This is a genomic window from Pseudarthrobacter sp. TRD_SC_9 (genome assembly GCF_055361265.1).
On record NZ_CM143956.1, the window covers coordinates 3,822,189 to 3,838,325 of the forward strand.

Sequence of the window (16,137 nt, forward strand, 5' to 3'; positions counted from 1 at the left end):
CCCATGGGGGGTATCTAAGTCAAGCGGGTTACAGCCACGAGTCGGCTGGCCTGGCTGCCGGGTCCAACGTGCATTTATGCTCGAGGATCCGGCAACGAGGCGTGGTGGAAGCAATCGGCGGTTCAGCGGTCAGGCCGAGCTGCGGGCCGACGGCTTCCTTCGGCGGCAATCTGTTTTTGAAACGTCGGGCGCTGCAGCGTCCAGAACCTTGTGATTCCTCCAGCGCCGGCTGGCCCGTGGCCGGAGGGACGCAGCTTCCCGGACCCGCCCGTCTGTTACACCGAGATCGACTCGTCGGACACAGGCGTGGAGGCCTTTGGCTTAGTCATCGCAAAGGCTGTGATCACTGCTCCAGCCAGGGCGAGGATACCTGCGCCGATAAAGGCTGCGGAATAACCCGCCGTCAGCTCTACCCGAGAGGGCTCGCTACCGGAGATGCCGTAAACGAACGCCGTGAGGGCTGCGAGTCCGAGCGCGGACCCGATCTGGTAGCTGGTGCTCACCAGCCCTGAAGCGACGCCGGTCTCCAACGGCGGGGCCGCGTTGATAGCGGTGCCGAGAGAGGGGACAAACGCCAGTGACATTCCGAGGGCTGCCAGAAGCGATGCGGGTAGAACGTCAACAACATAATTGCCGTCGGGACGTACGAAGGAGAGCCACAGGAGTCCGGCAGCCAATAGGAGGAGGCCGGTGACAATCAGCGATTTCGCGCCGAACCTCCCTTGAAGCCGTGGCGCCCAGGCGATCATGACGAGAACTACCAGCCCAGTCATCGGGAGGAGCGCTGCGCCGGCAGCAAAGGCGGTCGCGCCGAGGACCTGCTGTAGATACAGGTTCAGGAAGAACCACATCGACACCCATGCCGCACCCAGCAGTAGCTGGGCACCGTTGGCAGCTCCGAGCTGGGGTGCGCGAAGCAGTCCGAGCCGCAGCAGAGGGTTGCGGCTTCGTGCCTGGATGATGAAGAAGACAACCAGAAGGACGAGGCCTCCGGCCAGCACGCTGAGGGTGGGCAGGGTGAGCCAACCGACTTCCGGGGCGTTAACAACGGCGTAGACGATCGCAGCGAGTCCGCCTGTGACTGTTAGCGCCCCGGCGATGTCAATTGACCCCGATGCCTTTCGTGGGGTTTTAGGAAGCGTTGCTGCTGCGAATGCGAGTACGACTACCGCGATCGGTATCTGGACGTAGAACACCCAGGGCCAGCTCGCATACTCGGTCAGCACTCCTCCCAGGAAGACGCCAGCAGTGCCTCCGATGGGTGCTGCGGCGCCGTAGACTGCGAATGCTTTGGGAAGGTCGGACGTCCCGCCAAAGAGCATCATCAGCAGAGTAAGTGCCGCCGGTGCGATCAATGCGGAACCTGCGCCCTGGATGGCGCGGCCTGCGATCTCGAGTCCGGCATTGTTGGCGGCTCCGGCCAGCCATGATCCCGCTATCAGGATCAGCCAACCGAGCACAAATATTTTCTTTGCGCCGAAGATGTCAGCAAGGCGACCCCCCAACAGGAGAAGGCCCCCGAAGGCGACCACGTAGGCGTTGAACACCCACGAGAGCGACTCTGGCGTAAAGCCGAGGTCTTTTTGAATATCGGGCAGAGCGACGCCGATGATCGAGGTGTCCATGATGACGACGAACTGCGCTGTAGCGATCAGCAGCAGGCCGAGCCACCGCTTCGCTGGCGATAGAGGTGGTTGGGTAGGCATTTTGACTTCCTCCTGAGAACTCCGGACCGTGAACGTCCCGCGAATAATACCCATAGGGGGTATGGGTTCAGCTCATGCTATACCCGTGGGGGGTATGTGCGTCAAGCCCTTTAAGTGTTGCCGGAGTAATAGACCCCGGTGGCAGTAGGCTCGTCAACGGCGGCGTTTGACGGGTGCACCCGGTTCTCTCCGCGGACGCCTATGGCAATAAGTGGGGCCTGTTCGTGGGGCCTTGGGGACCAGAAAGGACTTCCATGGTCCTTCCCGCCGGAGTGGAGCTAAACATCCCTCGGGCGTCACCGAAACAAGGTGTTTAGTGCCGCAGCCGCACGAGTGCCTGGACCGGGGCGTGATCGCTGGGGTAACGGCCGTTCAGGGTGAAGGTGTTGATGGCGGCCTGGCGGACGCTGACGTCCGGGGTGGCCAGGATCCAGTCAATCCGGGTGGCGCCGGGGACGGGGTCTTTGTAGTTGGGGAAGGTGCCGTAAGCGGGAGTCAGCTTTTGCGCGGCTACGTCCCAGGCGTCGTCGAAAACGCCGGAGCCCACCAGGGCATCGTAGGCTCCGGAAGCCGCGGCCGGCGCGTTGAAGTCACCGGTGAGGATGGTGGGGAGCTTGGGGCTGAAGCCGTCCATCAGTTCCAGGATGGCCGCGGCACTGCGGAGCCGGGCATTCTCCGACTCATGATCAAAGTGTGTGTTTACCAGGACGAACTGCCTGCCCGTGGACAGATCGAGGAACCGGCCCCAGGTAACAATCCGGGTCACCGTGTTCCCCCAGGTGGTGGAGCCGGCGAGGTCAGGAGTGTCGGAGAGCCAGAACTGGTCCCACTCGATGACGTCCAGCCGCCGGGCATCGTAGAAAATGGCCGAGTACTCGCCATCCTCACCGCCGTCACGGCCCTTGCCGATGTACTCGTAGTGGCCGGGCAGCGCATCCGTGATGGCACTGAGTTGGTGGAACATGGCTTCTTGGACGCCGACGGCGGTAGGCGCCTCACGGGCCAGCAGCGCCGTCAGTGCCGGGAAACGTTCCGGCCAGTAATCGGCCTCCCCGGGCAGGGTGTCGGTGATGTCCAGTCGAATGTTGAAGCTCATGATGTGCAGGTCGGTATGGCCGGCAAAACCGATCACAGCGGTCCTGCCGTTCCCCGCGGCGTCACTGGCATGAGGGCTACGGGTTAGTACCGGAGTGCTGGTCATCGCCTGGCTCCACTGGTCGGACTCACCCTTCCATCATTGCCGGGTAAGTTAGCCGGGCGCCAAGCGCAGATGAATGCAAGGCAACACCCGGATGAAAATCGGGGCCGTCACGACGCCCCTATCTGCTCCTACCGCGCGAGTTTTCGAAGATCCACCGTGGGGTCCGCGAGCTGGGCGGGATCTACGGCGATCCGGCGGTCGATGATGCGCCGTGCGGCGCGCACGGCGAGGCCGCCGTCCACCGCGGCGCAACCGGCCAGGAAGCCTTCCGGATCCAGCCGGAACACCACTGACGGCTCGCCGTCTTTTTCCCGGACAACGACCGTGCCGTCGCCCACCATGCTTCCTACGCCTTCGACGTGGACGCCGTGGCGGTCGGACCAGAACCAGCTGGCGCCGTGCTTTGGGAGTTCCTGTCCCAGCAGCGCGGCAGCAGCTGTGGCACCCGTGTTCATGGCGTGTTCCCAGTGCTCGGCGCGGCGCAGCAGGGTGCCGTCGGCCAGGCGGACACGCGAGCTGTCGCCCACGGCGTAGACCAACGGGTGCCCAGTGCGCTGGGATTCGTCAACGATGATGCCGTTGTCCGTTTCCAGTCCGGCGGACACCGCCAGCCTGGTTTCGGGGACGATGCCGATGCCTACCAGTACCGCGTCCGCAATAATGGTCTCGCCCGAAGCAAGGTCGATGTGGTGCTTGCCGTCAGCGTCGGCAGTGATGGCCGTAGGCGTTCCGCTGACGACGTCAACGCCGCGTTCCGGGTGCATCGCGTGCAGCCTGTTGGCGAGTTCGTGCCCCACGGCAGGCACCAGCGGCGGATCCACCGGATCGATGAGCACGACGGCGGCACCAAAGGGAAGTGCCGACGACGCCACTTCCGCACCGATCAGGCCGGCACCGATGATCGCAAGGCGGGCGCCAGGCTTCAGAATTCCGCGCAGGCGGTCGGCGTCTTCCTTGGTGCGAAGTTCCAGGATGGAGTCCAGGTCCCCGCCCGGGATGGGCAGGCGGCGGGCGGTACCGCCGGTGGCGAGCACAACGCGGTCTGCCGTGACTTCCCGGCCGTCCTCCAGGACTACCGTGCCGGCGTCGGGCTCCAGGGAAACAGCTTTGCCGGTGACGATGGTGATGTTCTGCTCTTGGAACCAGTGGTCGGCAGCGAGCTGGATTCCGGCATGGTCGCGCTTCCCCAGCAGGTAATCCTTGCTGAGCGGCGGCCGGTCATAGGGGGTACCGGCGGGGTCGATGATGGTCACGGCGCCCTCGAAGCCCCGGCCGCGCAGTTCCTTTGCTACGGTGAAGCCGGCCATGCCGCCACCGATGATGGCTACAGAGTTGGCGCCCAGTACTACACCTCCGCCGTCACATTCGGGAACAACAGGATCTCGCCGTCCTTGACCTCAACCTTGTGGGTGCGGGCCGCAATGAAGGCCGGCATGCATAGAGCCGCACCCGTCTTGAGGCTGAACCTGGCGGAGTGCATGGGGCATTCCACCTCCACGCCTTCAACCCAGCCTTCTGCAAGGGACGCTGTCTCGTGCGTGCAGTTGTCGTCCAGGGCGTAGAAATTGCCGTCTTCGGCATGGAAAATGGCAATGTCTTCGCCCGTACCGTTTTCCTCAGCGGGAACTACCTTCGCGGTACCTTCGTCGATCTCGTCGACGGTGCCGACCTTGATTGGTTCGCTCACGCTTACTCCAGGGGTATCTATAGTGTCCTCGTACCGGGCATGCAGTTCCTGCACCCATGTTCAATGGTAGTAAAAAAGCCGCCACCAAAAGTCCGGATCCGCAGATGCCGGCCAATGCGCCGCTGTCAGTCCTCAATGGTCGACGGCGGTGTCCCCAGCTTGTCCAGTTCGGCCCAGAACTCCCGTGGGATGGATACCGCCTGGAGGCGCTGGAGGTCCTCGAGCCGTTCGGGTTTATTTACCCCCACCACCGTGGAGTGGATCAGCGGGCTTTCCAGTGAGAACTGCAGTGCCACGGCCGGCAGCTCGAGCGACCACTCGCCGCAGAGGGCCTTGGCCTTGTCCAGCCATTCGAGCAGCCCGGGCGGGCTCTCCCGGTACGCGTAGCTGGTTCCCTTGCCTGCCAGCAGTCCGCCGCCGAAGGGTGCCGCGTTGAAGACGCCCATGCCGCGCTGCGTTGCATCCTGGAGGAGGTCCTCGGCCCGCCGGTCCACAATGGTGTAGCGGTTGTGGGTCAGGACCACGTCAAAAGCCCCACTGCGCACGAATTGGCGCATCGGAGTGATCTCCCCTGCGGCGATGCCGATGGCGCCCACCAGGCCCTGTTCCTTCAGTTCAGCCATGCCTTGGACAGCACCGCCCGGGGCGAAGGCTTCATCGAAGCTCAGCGAAAACGGGTCGTGCAGATGGAACAGCGGCAGCTTTTCCAGCCCGAGCCGCTGGGTGCTCTCCTCGAAGGACCTCCACACACGGTCCCGGTCGAAGCTGCCGGTCACGGGATCGGCGTCGGCCTTGGTGATCACCAGGTGGCCGTCCTGCAAGCAGCCCTCGCGTAGGACCTCGCCAAGCACCGTCTCGCTCCGCCCTTGGGCATAGTTGTTGGAGGTATCCACGGCCGCGAACCGGCTGGCGAGCATCTCCCGGGCCAGGTCATAGGCCTCCGGGGCAGGCGTGCTGTCCGGCTGCGGCGGATTGCCCAGGAACGAGGTGCCGAGTGTCACGGGGGAAATCTCGATGTTGGTGAGGCCAAGGCGACGAAGATTTTTGAACTGCATGCCTGCTCCTGTACGTGGACGGATGCTGCCATTCAACCAGCAGGACCGGCCGGATGCACGGTTCGCGGTGCCTGCAGCCCTACGTCCTGGCGCTGAGATCCGCCGAGATGAGTTTCGCCGTCGCCACTATTTCCTGGGTAACGGCGGCGAGGTAGGCGTCCGGATCCGGCTCCGCGGCCACGGACTGCGCCTGCAAGGATACGTTGACCGCGGCCACCACCTTGCTGGGCCCGTCATACACCGGCGCGGCAACGGACATCAGTCCCAGCTCCAGCTCCTGATCAACCAGGCACCAGCCCTGCTCCCGGACGGTATCCAGGACGGCCAGCAGTTCCTGCCCGCCGGCGAGGCCCCGCGGCGTCAGCGGTTTCACCTCGGTCTGTTCCAGGTGTTCCCGGAGCAGGGCGGGCGGCAACGCGGCCAGGAGCACCCGGCCCATCGCTGTGGCGTACGCCGGGAACCTGGTGCCCACGGTGATGCCGACGTTCATGATCCGGCGCGTTGTCACCCGGGCAATGTAGGCGATGTCCGTTCCGTCCAGGACAGCGGCCGACGTCGATTCCCCGAGTTTGAGGGACAGCTCTTCCAGGTGCGGCTGGGCAAGCTGCGGCAGCGAGAGCCCGGAAAGGTAGGCGTAGCCCAGCTGCAGCACCTTGGCTGTCAGCGCGAAGGTCTTGCCGTCGGTGCGCACATAGTCCAGTTCCACCAACGTGTGCAGGAAGCGCCGTGCCGTGGCGCGGGTCAGCCCGGTCCGGGCTGCCACCTCGGTGAGCGTCATCAGCGGGTGGTCCGTGTCGAAGGCCCGGATTACCGCCAGGCCGCGGGCCAGCGACTGGACGTACTGGTCGCTGGCCTGGGGGGTGTCTGTGCGGGCGGCGTCGGTCATGGTTACCAATCTTAGGCGGGCAGGGTTTCGACGGGCTCAATCACCGATTCGCGGTTGTGGGCCCGGCTCAACCATCGACTGCGCTGGCAGCCGGTGCGGCGGTCAGCGGAACCGGAACGAGCTCCTGCAGCTCCTCGAAGGTGCAGCCGAACGTCTCACGTACCCGGACGCCGTCGGGTCCGGTCAGGAAAACTGCCTTGTCCGTGTACACACGGGTCACGCAGCCAACGCCCGTGAGCGGGTAGCTGCAGGACTCGACGATCTTGGAGGCTCCCACCCGGGTGAGGAGCGTCATCATCACAAAAACGTCCTTGGCGCCGGTTGCGAGGTCCATCGCGCCGCCCACGGCGGGGATCGCGTCCGGCGCCCCGGTGTGCCAATTGGCGAGGTCTCCCGTGGCCGAAACCTGGAAGGCGCCCAGCACGCAGATGTCCAGGTGGCCGCCGCGCATGATCGCGAAGGAGTCCGCGTGGTGGAAGTAGGAAGCCCCCGGCAGTTCGGTGACGGGAATCTTGCCCGCGTTGATGAGGTCTGCGTCGATCGCGTCCCCGGTGGCAACCGGTCCCATGCCCAACATGCCGTTCTCCGTGTGCAGCGTGATGTTCTGTTCCGGCAGGAGGTAATTGGACACCAGGGTGGGCTGGCCGATACCCAGGTTCACAAAGGACCCGGTGGCGATGTCCCGGGCAACCAACCGGGCCAGGTCGTCACGGCCCAGCGGGGTTTGAGAGGTTTGCGAGTTCATCTCAGGCCACCTTCACAATGCTGTTGACGTAAATGCCAGGGGTTACAACGTTCTCCGGATCCAGGCCGCCGGCGGGGACGATCCCGGACACCTGTGCAATGGTGTGCTTCGCGGCGGCGGCCATGATGGGGCCAAAGTTCCGGGCGGTCTTGCGGTACACCAGGTTGCCCTTTTCATCCGCCGTCAGCGCCTTGATGAGGGCGACGTCCGCATGGATGGGCGTCTCGAACACCTGGCCGCGTCCATCGATGATCCGGGTCTCCTTGCCCTCGGCCAGCATGGTGCCGTAGCCGGTAGGTGTGAAGAAGCCACCGATTCCGGCACCGGCCGCCCTGATGCGTTCGGCGAGGTTGCCCTGCGGAACCAGTTCCAGCTCGATCTCACGGGCCTTGTATTTGGCGTCAAAGTGCCATGAGTCGGACTGCCGGGGGAACGAACAGATCATCTTGCGCACCCGGCCTTCCTTGATCAGCAGCGCCAGGCCCTGGTCACCCTGGCCCGCGTTGTTGTTCACCACCGTCAACTCCCGGGCGCCGCAGTCCATCAGCGCATCGATCAGCTCAAACGGCTGACCAGCGTTGCCAAAGCCGCCGATCATCACGGTGGAGCCGTCCTTGATGCCGGCCACCGCCTCCTGGACGGTGTCTACGAAGTTCAGCATTTTTTCAGCTCTTCCTTAGGCCGTGGGTGTGGTGGTGACGTTTTCCAGCACTACGGCCAGGCCCTGGCCTACGCCGATGCAGATCGCAGCCACGCCCCACCGCTGGCCGGATGCCTGCAGGCTGCGAGCGAGGGTGCCCAGGATGCGGGTGCCGGACGCCCCCAGCGGGTGGCCGATCGCGATGGCGCCGCCGTGCCGGTTTACGATCGAGGGATCAATGCCCCAGGCGTTGATGCAGGCCAGGGACTGCGCGGCGAAGGCTTCGTTTAGTTCGACGGCGCCAACCTGGTCCCAGCCGATCCCCGCCTTCGCGAGGGCTTTGTTCGCCGCTTCCACCGGCGCGAAGCCGAAGTACTGCGGATCGTTGGCGTGCGCGCCGCGGCCAGCGATCCTCGCCAGCGGGTCCATCCCCAGCAGCCCGGCGGCACGTTCGCTGCCGATCCAGGCCGCGGAGGCGCCGTCGTTAAGCGGGGAAGCGTTTCCGGCGGTGACGGTACCGTTTTCGGTCCGGAAGACGGTGCGCAGCCCGGCGAGCTTCTCCGGGGAGGAGTCCGCGCGGATCCCTTCGTCGCGGACCAGTTCGGTGCCCGGCACGGGGGTGACCAGGTTGTCGTAGAACCCCTCGTCCCATGCGGCGGCGGACAACTGATGGGAGGTGGCGGCGAACTCGTCCTGCTGCTCGCGGGTCACGTTGTACTTTTCCCGGAGCATCTCGGTGGATTCACCCAGCGAGATGGTCCATTCCTTCGGCATCGCCTTGTTGACCAGGCGCCAGCCAAGGGTGGTGGAGGCCAGCGTCATGTCCCCTGCAGGGTAGGGTTTCTCCGTCTTGGGCAGGACCCAAGGGGCGCGGCTCATGGATTCGACGCCGCCCACCAGCATCAGTTCGGCGTCGCCGGTGTTGATCTGGCGGGAGGCGATGATGGCGGCGTCCAGCGATGAGCCGCACAGCCGGTTCACCGTGGTGCCGGGGAGGGAGACCGGCAGGCCTGCCAGCAGCGTGCCCATGCGGGCAACGTTCCGGTTTTCCTCACCGGCGCCGTTGGCATTGCCGAAGACCACCTCGTCGATCCGCTCAACGTCCAGTGTCGGAGCGCGCTTGACCACGTCCTTGATGACGTGGGCCGCGAGATCATCCGGACGGACTCCCGCCAGGCCCCCGCCAAACCGGCCAAACGGCGTGCGCACCGCGTCGTACACAAATGCCTGGTTCATAAGATTCCTCGTGTTTTCTTACGTTCTGCGTGTGGTTTCCCAACTAGGTAGCAGTAAGTACCGTTTTGAGCGCTCAAAACGGCAGTAAGTGCTACCTAGTTGGGAGGGGTTGGGGGATTGTCGATCTCGGCAAAGACTTTCTGGGCAACCTTGAATGCGGAGTTCGCGGACGGAACACCGCAGTAGATCGCCGTCTGCAGCAGGATTTCCTTGATCTCGTCCCGGCTGAGCCCATTGGTGAGCGCAGCACGGACGTGCATGGCCAGCTCTTCCCAGTGCGCGTGCGCCACGAGTGCCGTCAGCGTGACGGCGGATCGCATCTGCCGGCTCAGTCCGGGCCTGGTCCAGATCTCGCCCCACGCGATCCGGGTGATCATGGCCTGGTAATCATCGGTGAACGTGTCCTTGGCGGCGTTCGCCCGGTCCACGTGCGCCGACCCCAGCACCTCCCGCCGGACAACCATGCCGGCGTCGTATATTTCCTGGCTGGTGGCACCCGGCTGTACAGCACCGTGCCGCTGAAGGTTGGGCTCGTTCATTTGCTGTTCTCTTCCATAAATTCGGCCATCAGTCCGGCCACCGTTCCGGGATCCTCGGCAGGGGCAAGATGTCCGACGCCGGGAAGCGGCACCGCGCGCGCGGCACCTCCGCCGGAGGTAATTCCATCTGCCACTTCGACAGCGAACGGCGGCGGCGCCACCACGTCCTCGACGCCGGCCATAGCCAGAGTGGGGACGGTGATATTTCCGAGCCGGGAGCGGACGTCGTGGTTGGCGAGTGCCTCACAGGCGTACGCGTAGCCGAAGCGGTCGGCGTCGCGGAGGGCGTGCAGGAGCCGGCTGGCCACGTCCGGTTTACGGTCCATGAACCCCGGTGCAAACCAGCGCTCGGCGGACCCCTGGATCATTACGGCGGTGCCTAGTTTACGGACCGTTTCGGCGCGTTCCTGCCAGCCCTCCGCTGTGCCCAGCTTGGCGCCGCTGCACAGGGCGGCCAGGCTTCTGATCCGGTCCGGGTGTTGCAGGGCCAGGTGCAGCCCGGTAGCACCGCCTACCGAGACGCCGGCGTAGTGGAAGCGTGCACCGGGGGCGACCGAGTCCACCAGGGTTATGACGGCTTCGGCCAGCGCGGGAAGGTCGAACCCTGCCGTGGGAACCGGTGAGATGCCGTGGCCGGGAAGGTCCCAGGCGACGATGTCGTAGTTGCCGGCCAGCAACGGAGCCACCTCGTTCCACAGGATGGTGGACGTGCCGAGGGACGGGCCCAGCACCAGCAGCGGGCGTCCGCCCAGTTCACGCTGCGGCGAAAGGAGCACACCCTTCACGGTGGGCATGGTGCCGGGCGAGGGCCGTTCAGTCATGCTCTGCTCCCTTCGAAGCCTGGGGGTAGGCGGCCAGGATTCGGCTGACGATGGCACGGGCTTCACCCAGGTAGTTGGCGGGATCCAGCAGCCCGGCGAGTTGCGGGTCCGGGAGCACGTCCTGCGCAATGGCGGCCCGCAGAAGCCTGCGGTAACCCTCACCCTGCTCCGCGGGCGGCAGTTGCAGGGCCTGGTCCACCACGGCCTGGAGCTGCTGCCTGCCTGTCTGGCCTGCGGGGTTGGGCCCGGAGCTCGAAGCGTCCAGCAGTGGCGCCACCGCGGCGGCGACGCCTTCCGCCAGCAGCAACGGCCCGGCGCTGTCCAGGTTCCGGCGCATGGCGTCGGGGAAAAGCTGCAGCCCTTCGGCGAGTTCGCGCAGCTGGCCAGCGGCGCCGAGCGTCAGCGCCAACAGCTGCCGGAGCGCAGGCCATTCGGCGTGCCACGCGCCGTCAGGCCGCTCGTCGTTGAAGTTGGCGGCGGCCACGTGCAGTTGCGCTGGCAGCTGTGGCGCCTGCAGCGCGGCGCTGCGGATCAGCACGGACAGTACCGGGTTCTGCTTCTGCGGCATGGCAGAGGAAACTCCCCGGCCGGCCGCCCGCGGTTCAGCCAGTTCTGCTACCTCGGGCCGGCTGAGGAACAACACGTCCGCAGCAATCTTGCCGAACGCATCAAGGACGGTTGCCAATGCGTTCCCCAACGACGTAACGGCCAACCGGTTGGTGTGCCACGGCGCGGGCGGCATGGCCAGGCCCAACTGCGCGGCGAGGTTTCCTGCCAGCTCAAACGGGTCCGTCCCGGTGCCTGCGGTAAGGCGGCTGGCGGCCGCGAGGGTTCCGGCCGCCCCGCCAAACTGCACGGGAAGTTCGACGGCGGCCAACTGGCTTCCCGCCGCCGCAACACCATGGAGCCACTGGGCAGCCCGCAACCCAAAGGTGAACGGCAGCGAATACTGGGTGAGGCTCCTGCCCACACACAGCGTGTCCGCATGCTGTTCGGCCAAGGCGGCCAGCGCCGTCGTGATCTTCCCAAGCTCTGCCAGCACGGCGGCAACGGTATTGTGCGACAGCATCATCAGCGCGGTGTCCAGGACGTCCTGGCTGGTCAGCGACGCGTGCACGTGCCTGGCAGCACCTGTCCCGGCAGTATCCAATTCCGCCACGTGGGCGCGCAGGTCCTGCAGTAGCGGGATCACGGGATTGCCGCCACCCAAGGCACGGACGGCAATATCCATGGCGTCGTAACGGTGCGGATCGGCAGCTGACGCGACGACGGCGGCAGAACCGGCGGGTGCCAGCCCGTTCTTTTCAAGGACGGCAGCCCAACCGGACTCGACTGCCAGGATCGCTCCGAGTACCGCGTCGTCGCCCGTGAGGGCCGCCACCAAAGGCGACGCGGAGATTGGGCTGAGGAGTCCGCCGTCGGTCATTGGAAGTCCAGGAAGACCGTCTCGCCCTCACCCTGCAGGCGGATGTCGAACGTCAGCCCGCCGTCCGGGTCGCGGTGGGCGATGAGGGTCTGGCGGCGTTCGGGGTCCAGGGAGCTCAGGAGCGGGTCCTTGGCGAGGGCTTCCTGGTCTTCCGGGAGGTAGATCCGGGTGAACAGCCGGTTGGTCAGGCCGCGGGCGAAGATGGCCACCGAGATGAATGGCGCGGCGCCTTCCTCGGTGGCTCCCGGGTTCACGGTGGTGAACGTGTACACACCGGAGTAGCCCACTGAGCCGCGGCCCCAGCCGGTGAAGGTGTACCCGTCCCGGACCAGCGAACCGGTCTTCTGCACGATGTTGCCATCGGCGTCGGGCTGCCAGATTTCCAGGATGGCGTCCGGGATGGCCTGCCCGGCGCCGTCGTAGACCGTGCCTTGGAGGCGGATGGAACCGGGCGAGCCGGGCGCCAGGAGCTCGTTGTCCTTGGCGAACGGCAGGGCGTAGCCGTAGAACGGGCCTACAGTCTGGGCGGGGGTGGGAATCAGTTTCTGGCTCATGTGGCTACTCGCTTTCATCGCCGTCGGCGCCCAGCGCCTCGTTTTCGGTCCAGGTCCGCTTAGGGCCGGTCAGGACGATGTCCCAGTTGTAGCCCAGCGCCCACTCGGGCTCGGTCAGGTTGTGGTCGTACTTTGCCACCAGGCGATCCCGGGCATCTTGGTCCACGATGGTCTGGTAGATCGGATCCAACGGGAAGAGCTGGTCACCCGGGAAGTACATCTGCGTGATGATGCGCTGGGTGAACTCGGTGCCGAACATCGAGAAGTGGATGTGCGCCGGACGCCAGGCGTTGAGGTGGTTCTTCCACGGGTAGGCGCCAGGCTTGATGGTGGTGAAGCGGTACGAGCCGTCCGGGCCCGTGATGCATCGCCCGATACCGGTGAAGTTGGGGTCCAGCGGCGCAGGGTGCTGGTCTCGCTTGTGGATATAGCGTCCGGAGGCATTCGCCTGCCAGATCTCCACCAGCTGCCCCGCCACCGGACGGCCGTCGCCGTCCAGCACCTTGCCGGCCACGATGATCCGCTCGCCCTGGGGTTCGCCGTTGTGCTGAATGGTCAGGTCCGCTTCCAGCTCGTGCACGTCCTGGTGGCCGAACGCCGGGGAGAACAGTTCGATCGTCTCCGGGTCCGCGTGGTGCAGGCTTTTGGTGGGGTGCCGCAGGATGGAGCTGCGGTAGGGCGGGTAGTCCAGCCGGGGCTGGGTCTCGACGGCGGCACCGTCCTTGAGTGCCCGGGCGTAAGCATCACCCATGGCGTTGATCTCTGCACTGAGATCCTGCTGTGTCTCCACTGCGGCCTCCTTTTCCTGTCCTTGGTTAATGTCGTTATGGCTGGTGGTTGGAGCGAGGTCAGGCATTGGCCTGTTGTGGATGGTCATACTGGACGGCGTGCCGCACGGGAGCATTTGGTGCCCCGTACCCGTCATAGCGGCCCCGGCGTTCCACCATTTCGAAGAACACGTTGCCCACGGTGGCGGTGTAGAAATGCAGGAACTCACCGTCCGCGTCCCGGTCATACAGGAGGTTCAGTTCCTGCAGCGTGGCCAGGAAGTCCGGCTCCAGGCCGAAGCGGGCGTCCAGGTCCTCGTAGTAGTTGGCCGGGATCTGCAGGAACTCGAGTCCGCGCTCCTGGCAGGCCCGCGCCGTTGCCACCAGGTCGTCCACCGCAAACGCTATGTGCTCCTGGTAGCTCCTGCGCTGCTGCTGGAGCGGGGCCAGGTTCAGCACCAGCCGGACCGAACGGTCCTCGGTCAGCATCACCTGCGAGCGCACCAGGCCGGTGGGGCTGGGCACTTCCGCGAACGGCTGCGGCTCCAGGGCCAGCGCGCTGGTGTAGAACAGGACGGCCTCGTCGAAGTGCTGCCACGGCTGGGCGAGGTTGACGTGGTCGATCACTGCGGAGCCGCCTGAGCCACCGGACGTGCGCGATATATCCAGGCCCTCGCCGAACTCGTGGGTCCAGGCCGCCGTCCCGTCCGGGATGCCCTGGCACAGGAAAATTTCGGTGGAGTCCGGGGCGGCGAAGCCCTGGAAAACCTCCTCGTTGGCCTGGCTCTTCCGCGGTACCACGGGGGCCTTGAGCTGCTGGGCCCGGGCGGAGGCAATAACGGGAGAGTCGACGTCAAAGCCCAGAGCGGCGATGGCCGGAGCTGAGCCCGCCCCGTCCGTTTCCGGTGGTGCCTCGTTGATGATGACCCGGGCGTGCCCCATGGTCCAGAGCTGGACGTCCTTGGTGCGGTGCCGGCCGTTGAACCCGAAGCCCAGCTGGCCCAGCAGCGTCTCCAGTCCTTGGGTGTCCCCCGCCCTGACCTCGGCGAAGTTGTAGCCTGTGGGATCGGCCACCTGTGGGAGCGTGGCAAGTTCCATGGGATAACGACGGCGGCCCGCGGCCCGGTTGCCGGCAGCAGTTCCAGGCGCAGCAGTGCCGGCAGTCTCAGCCTCCAGCCACTTGGCGCTCTGCTCTTCCAGCCAGATGAGCGAACGCATGGCGTCCACGGCGGTTCGTTCGACGTCGGATTGGCGGAAGACGTCGTTGAAGACTTCCAGGGATACCGGCCCCGTGTAGCCGGCACGGACCACATGGCCCATGAACTTGGCCAGTTCGAACTGACCCTCGCCCGGGAACACCCGGTAGTGGCGGCTCCAGGACAGCACGTCCATGGAGAGCTTGGGGGCGTCGGCCACCTGGACGAAGAAGATCTTCTCTGGATTGAAGGACTCGATGGCCGCTGTGTCCCAGTCCCGGGACAGGATGTGGAAGGAGTCCAGGCAGGTGCCCAGGTTGGGGTGGCCCACCGCTTCCACCAGTCGGTGCGCGTGCTCGTAGTCGCTGACGTACTTACCCCAGGCCAACGCCTCATAGGCGACCTTAACGCCGTGCTCCCCGGCGAGTGCAGCGAGCCGGCCCAGCTGTTCCACCCGCAACTCGTCGCTGTCGACACTGGCGGTTGCCACGTTGGAGCAGACCAGGATGGTGTCCATGCCCAGCCGGGACATCAGGCGGAACTTGGCCTCGGCCCGGCGGAGGTTGGCAGCGAGGAGGTCCTCGCTGACGCTGTCGAAGTCGCGGAACGGCTGGTAGAGGTCCAGCGTGAGGCCAAGGTCTGCTGCCATCTTGCGGATTTCCTCAGGCGACAGCGAGGAAGTCACCAGATCCTGTTCGAAGATTTCAATCCCGTCAAAGCCAGCGATGGCGCAGGCCTGCATCTTCTCCTTGAGGGTGCCTGAGAGGCATACGGTTGCGATTCCGGTGCGCATCAGGCAGCCACCCCTTCTGACGCCACGAGCTCCAGGAAGTGCGCCCGCATCCGTTCCGCATCCGCTTCCCGTCCGGTGAAGATCCGAAAGGCGTCCGCGGCCTGGCCCACGGCCATCCGGCCGCCGTCCAGCACCTCGCAGCCCTTGGCGCGCGCGGCCAGGACCAGTTCGGTGTCGATGGGGCGGTAGACGATGTCCGCCACCCAATGCCTGGACTCCAGCAGTTCGAGGTCCAGCGGGGTGCCGGGATGGGCGGCCATTCCCACCGGGGTGCAGTGAACCAGGCCGTCGGCGAGGGCCATTAGCCGCGGCAGCTCCGCCGTCGAGCGTGCCGTGATGGTGCGGTCCGGGAAAAAGCCGGTTAGTTCCGTGGCGCGGGCGTTGCAGCGGGCAGGATCCGTGTCCACCAGGTCCAGCATCTGGACTCCGGCGGTGAGCAAGGCGTAGGCGACGGCGGAACCGGCACCGCCGGCTCCCAACTGGACCACGCGATCCAGGCGGGCAGTGGGCAGGCCCGTGGCGAGCGCGGCCGCGAAGCCCGAGAAGTCTGTGTTGTGGCCGATGAAGTGGCCTTCCCGGATCACGACGGTGTTGACCGCACCCAGCTTCAGGGCGTCCGGCGTGACCTCATCCAGGTGTTGCAGGACCAGCTGCTTGCAGGGGTGGGTGATGTTCAGGCCGTTGAAGCCCAAGCTGCGCGCACTGCGCAGCAGCTCGCCCACGGATTCAGCAGGAAGGCCAAGTTCCAGCAGGTCTATGGGCCGGTAGAGGTAGCGCAGCCCGTGTACGTCGGCTTCGCGTTCGTGCATGGGCGGGGTGAGTGAGGGCAACACGCCATCGCCAACCAGTCCCACCAGGTAGGACTCAGTTCGATTACTCATCCGT

Annotated in this window: 16 protein-coding genes; all 16 read right to left on the reverse strand. The window is 65.7% G+C overall.

The window, feature by feature from the left end; translation table 11 throughout:
- Positions 1 to 275 precede the first annotated feature (275 nt).
- Positions 276 to 1,706, reverse strand: a complete 1,431-nt coding sequence (locus ACWA13_RS17950) for an MFS transporter (protein ID WP_463935753.1) — start codon at positions 1,704 to 1,706, stop codon at positions 276 to 278.
- Between the two features lie 313 nt (positions 1,707 to 2,019).
- Positions 2,020 to 2,907 carry an endonuclease/exonuclease/phosphatase family protein gene (locus ACWA13_RS17955; RefSeq protein ID WP_463935755.1) on the reverse strand — a complete coding sequence of 296 codons (888 nt, stop codon included), beginning with the start codon at positions 2,905 to 2,907 and terminating at the stop codon, positions 2,020 to 2,022.
- Positions 2,908 to 3,035: 128 nt separating this feature from the next.
- Positions 3,036 to 4,250 (reverse strand): NAD(P)/FAD-dependent oxidoreductase, encoded by a 1,215-nt coding sequence (locus ACWA13_RS17960; protein ID WP_463937967.1) that lies wholly within the window; start codon positions 4,248 to 4,250, stop codon positions 3,036 to 3,038.
- 2 nt (positions 4,251 to 4,252) lie between these two features.
- Positions 4,253 to 4,594 carry a non-heme iron oxygenase ferredoxin subunit gene (locus ACWA13_RS17965; protein ID WP_463935756.1) on the reverse strand — a complete coding sequence of 114 codons (342 nt, stop codon included), beginning with the start codon at positions 4,592 to 4,594 and terminating at the stop codon, positions 4,253 to 4,255.
- A 125-nt stretch (positions 4,595 to 4,719) separates the two neighbouring features.
- The gene (locus ACWA13_RS17970; protein WP_463935758.1) at positions 4,720 to 5,649 is read right to left on the reverse strand and encodes an aldo/keto reductase; all 930 of its coding nucleotides are present in this window, start codon (positions 5,647 to 5,649) and stop codon (positions 4,720 to 4,722) included.
- A 79-nt stretch (positions 5,650 to 5,728) separates the two neighbouring features.
- Entirely contained in the window at positions 5,729 to 6,535 is an 807-nt protein-coding gene (locus tag ACWA13_RS17975) for an IclR family transcriptional regulator domain-containing protein (RefSeq protein ID WP_463935759.1), read from the reverse strand.
- Between the two features lie 67 nt (positions 6,536 to 6,602).
- Positions 6,603 to 7,280, reverse strand: a complete 678-nt coding sequence (locus ACWA13_RS17980; RefSeq protein ID WP_463935760.1) for a 3-oxoacid CoA-transferase subunit B — start codon at positions 7,278 to 7,280, stop codon at positions 6,603 to 6,605.
- A gap of 1 nt (position 7,281) precedes the next feature.
- Positions 7,282 to 7,941 (reverse strand): 3-oxoacid CoA-transferase subunit A, encoded by a 660-nt coding sequence (locus ACWA13_RS17985; RefSeq protein WP_463935761.1) that lies wholly within the window; start codon positions 7,939 to 7,941, stop codon positions 7,282 to 7,284.
- Positions 7,942 to 7,956: 15 nt separating this feature from the next.
- Entirely contained in the window at positions 7,957 to 9,156 is a 1,200-nt protein-coding gene (locus ACWA13_RS17990) for a thiolase family protein (protein WP_463935762.1), read from the reverse strand.
- Positions 9,157 to 9,251: 95 nt separating this feature from the next.
- Positions 9,252 to 9,695: a 4-carboxymuconolactone decarboxylase gene (gene pcaC / locus ACWA13_RS17995; protein ID WP_463935763.1), complete on the reverse strand. Its 444-nt coding sequence runs from the start codon at positions 9,693 to 9,695 to the stop codon at positions 9,252 to 9,254.
- Positions 9,692 to 10,516: an alpha/beta fold hydrolase gene (locus ACWA13_RS18000; RefSeq protein ID WP_463935765.1), complete on the reverse strand. Its 825-nt coding sequence runs from the start codon at positions 10,514 to 10,516 to the stop codon at positions 9,692 to 9,694. The genes pcaC and ACWA13_RS18000 overlap by 4 nt, the downstream gene beginning before the upstream one ends.
- Complete coding sequence (locus ACWA13_RS18005; protein ID WP_463935766.1) at positions 10,509 to 11,942, reverse strand: lyase family protein; 1,434 nt, start codon at positions 11,940 to 11,942, stop codon at positions 10,509 to 10,511. The genes ACWA13_RS18000 and ACWA13_RS18005 overlap by 8 nt, the downstream gene beginning before the upstream one ends.
- Complete coding sequence (gene pcaG, locus ACWA13_RS18010; protein ID WP_463935768.1) at positions 11,939 to 12,496, reverse strand: protocatechuate 3,4-dioxygenase subunit alpha; 558 nt, start codon at positions 12,494 to 12,496, stop codon at positions 11,939 to 11,941. The genes ACWA13_RS18005 and pcaG overlap by 4 nt, the downstream gene beginning before the upstream one ends.
- 4 nt (positions 12,497 to 12,500) lie before the next feature.
- Positions 12,501 to 13,352 (reverse strand): protocatechuate 3,4-dioxygenase subunit beta, encoded by an 852-nt coding sequence (gene pcaH / locus ACWA13_RS18015; RefSeq protein WP_463935769.1) that lies wholly within the window; start codon positions 13,350 to 13,352, stop codon positions 12,501 to 12,503.
- Positions 13,345 to 15,252, reverse strand: coding sequence for a bifunctional sugar phosphate isomerase/epimerase/4-hydroxyphenylpyruvate dioxygenase family protein (locus ACWA13_RS18020; protein ID WP_463935771.1), 1,908 nt, complete (start codon positions 15,250 to 15,252; stop codon positions 13,345 to 13,347). The genes pcaH and ACWA13_RS18020 overlap by 8 nt, the downstream gene beginning before the upstream one ends.
- Entirely contained in the window at positions 15,252 to 16,133 is an 882-nt protein-coding gene (locus ACWA13_RS18025; RefSeq protein ID WP_463935772.1) for a shikimate dehydrogenase, read from the reverse strand. The genes ACWA13_RS18020 and ACWA13_RS18025 overlap by 1 nt, the downstream gene beginning before the upstream one ends.
- Positions 16,134 to 16,137 lie beyond the last annotated feature (4 nt).

Excerpts from the sequence above, each read along its gene's own strand:
- ACWA13_RS17950 (WP_463935753.1), bottom strand. The coding sequence starts at position 1,706 with ATGCCTACCCAACCACCTCTATCGCCAGCGAAGCGGTGGCTCGGCCTG.
- ACWA13_RS17955 (WP_463935755.1), bottom strand. The coding sequence starts at position 2,907 with ATGACCAGCACTCCGGTACTAACCCGTAGCCCTCATGCCAGTGACGCC.
- ACWA13_RS17970 (WP_463935758.1), bottom strand. The coding sequence starts at position 5,649 with ATGCAGTTCAAAAATCTTCGTCGCCTTGGCCTCACCAACATCGAGATT.
- ACWA13_RS17975 (WP_463935759.1), bottom strand. The coding sequence starts at position 6,535 with ATGACCGACGCCGCCCGCACAGACACCCCCCAGGCCAGCGACCAGTAC.
- ACWA13_RS17980 (WP_463935760.1), bottom strand. The coding sequence starts at position 7,280 with ATGAACTCGCAAACCTCTCAAACCCCGCTGGGCCGTGACGACCTGGCC.
- ACWA13_RS17985 (WP_463935761.1), bottom strand. The coding sequence starts at position 7,941 with ATGCTGAACTTCGTAGACACCGTCCAGGAGGCGGTGGCCGGCATCAAG.
- ACWA13_RS17990 (WP_463935762.1), bottom strand. The coding sequence starts at position 9,156 with ATGAACCAGGCATTTGTGTACGACGCGGTGCGCACGCCGTTTGGCCGG.
- pcaC (WP_463935763.1), bottom strand. The coding sequence starts at position 9,695 with ATGAACGAGCCCAACCTTCAGCGGCACGGTGCTGTACAGCCGGGTGCC.
- ACWA13_RS18000 (WP_463935765.1), bottom strand. The coding sequence starts at position 10,516 with ATGACTGAACGGCCCTCGCCCGGCACCATGCCCACCGTGAAGGGTGTG.
- ACWA13_RS18005 (WP_463935766.1), bottom strand. The coding sequence starts at position 11,942 with ATGACCGACGGCGGACTCCTCAGCCCAATCTCCGCGTCGCCTTTGGTG.
- pcaG (WP_463935768.1), bottom strand. The coding sequence starts at position 12,496 with ATGAGCCAGAAACTGATTCCCACCCCCGCCCAGACTGTAGGCCCGTTC.
- pcaH (WP_463935769.1), bottom strand. The coding sequence starts at position 13,352 with ATGCCTGACCTCGCTCCAACCACCAGCCATAACGACATTAACCAAGGA.
- ACWA13_RS18020 (WP_463935771.1), bottom strand. The coding sequence starts at position 15,252 with ATGCGCACCGGAATCGCAACCGTATGCCTCTCAGGCACCCTCAAGGAG.
- ACWA13_RS18025 (WP_463935772.1), bottom strand. The coding sequence starts at position 16,133 with ATGAGTAATCGAACTGAGTCCTACCTGGTGGGACTGGTTGGCGATGGC.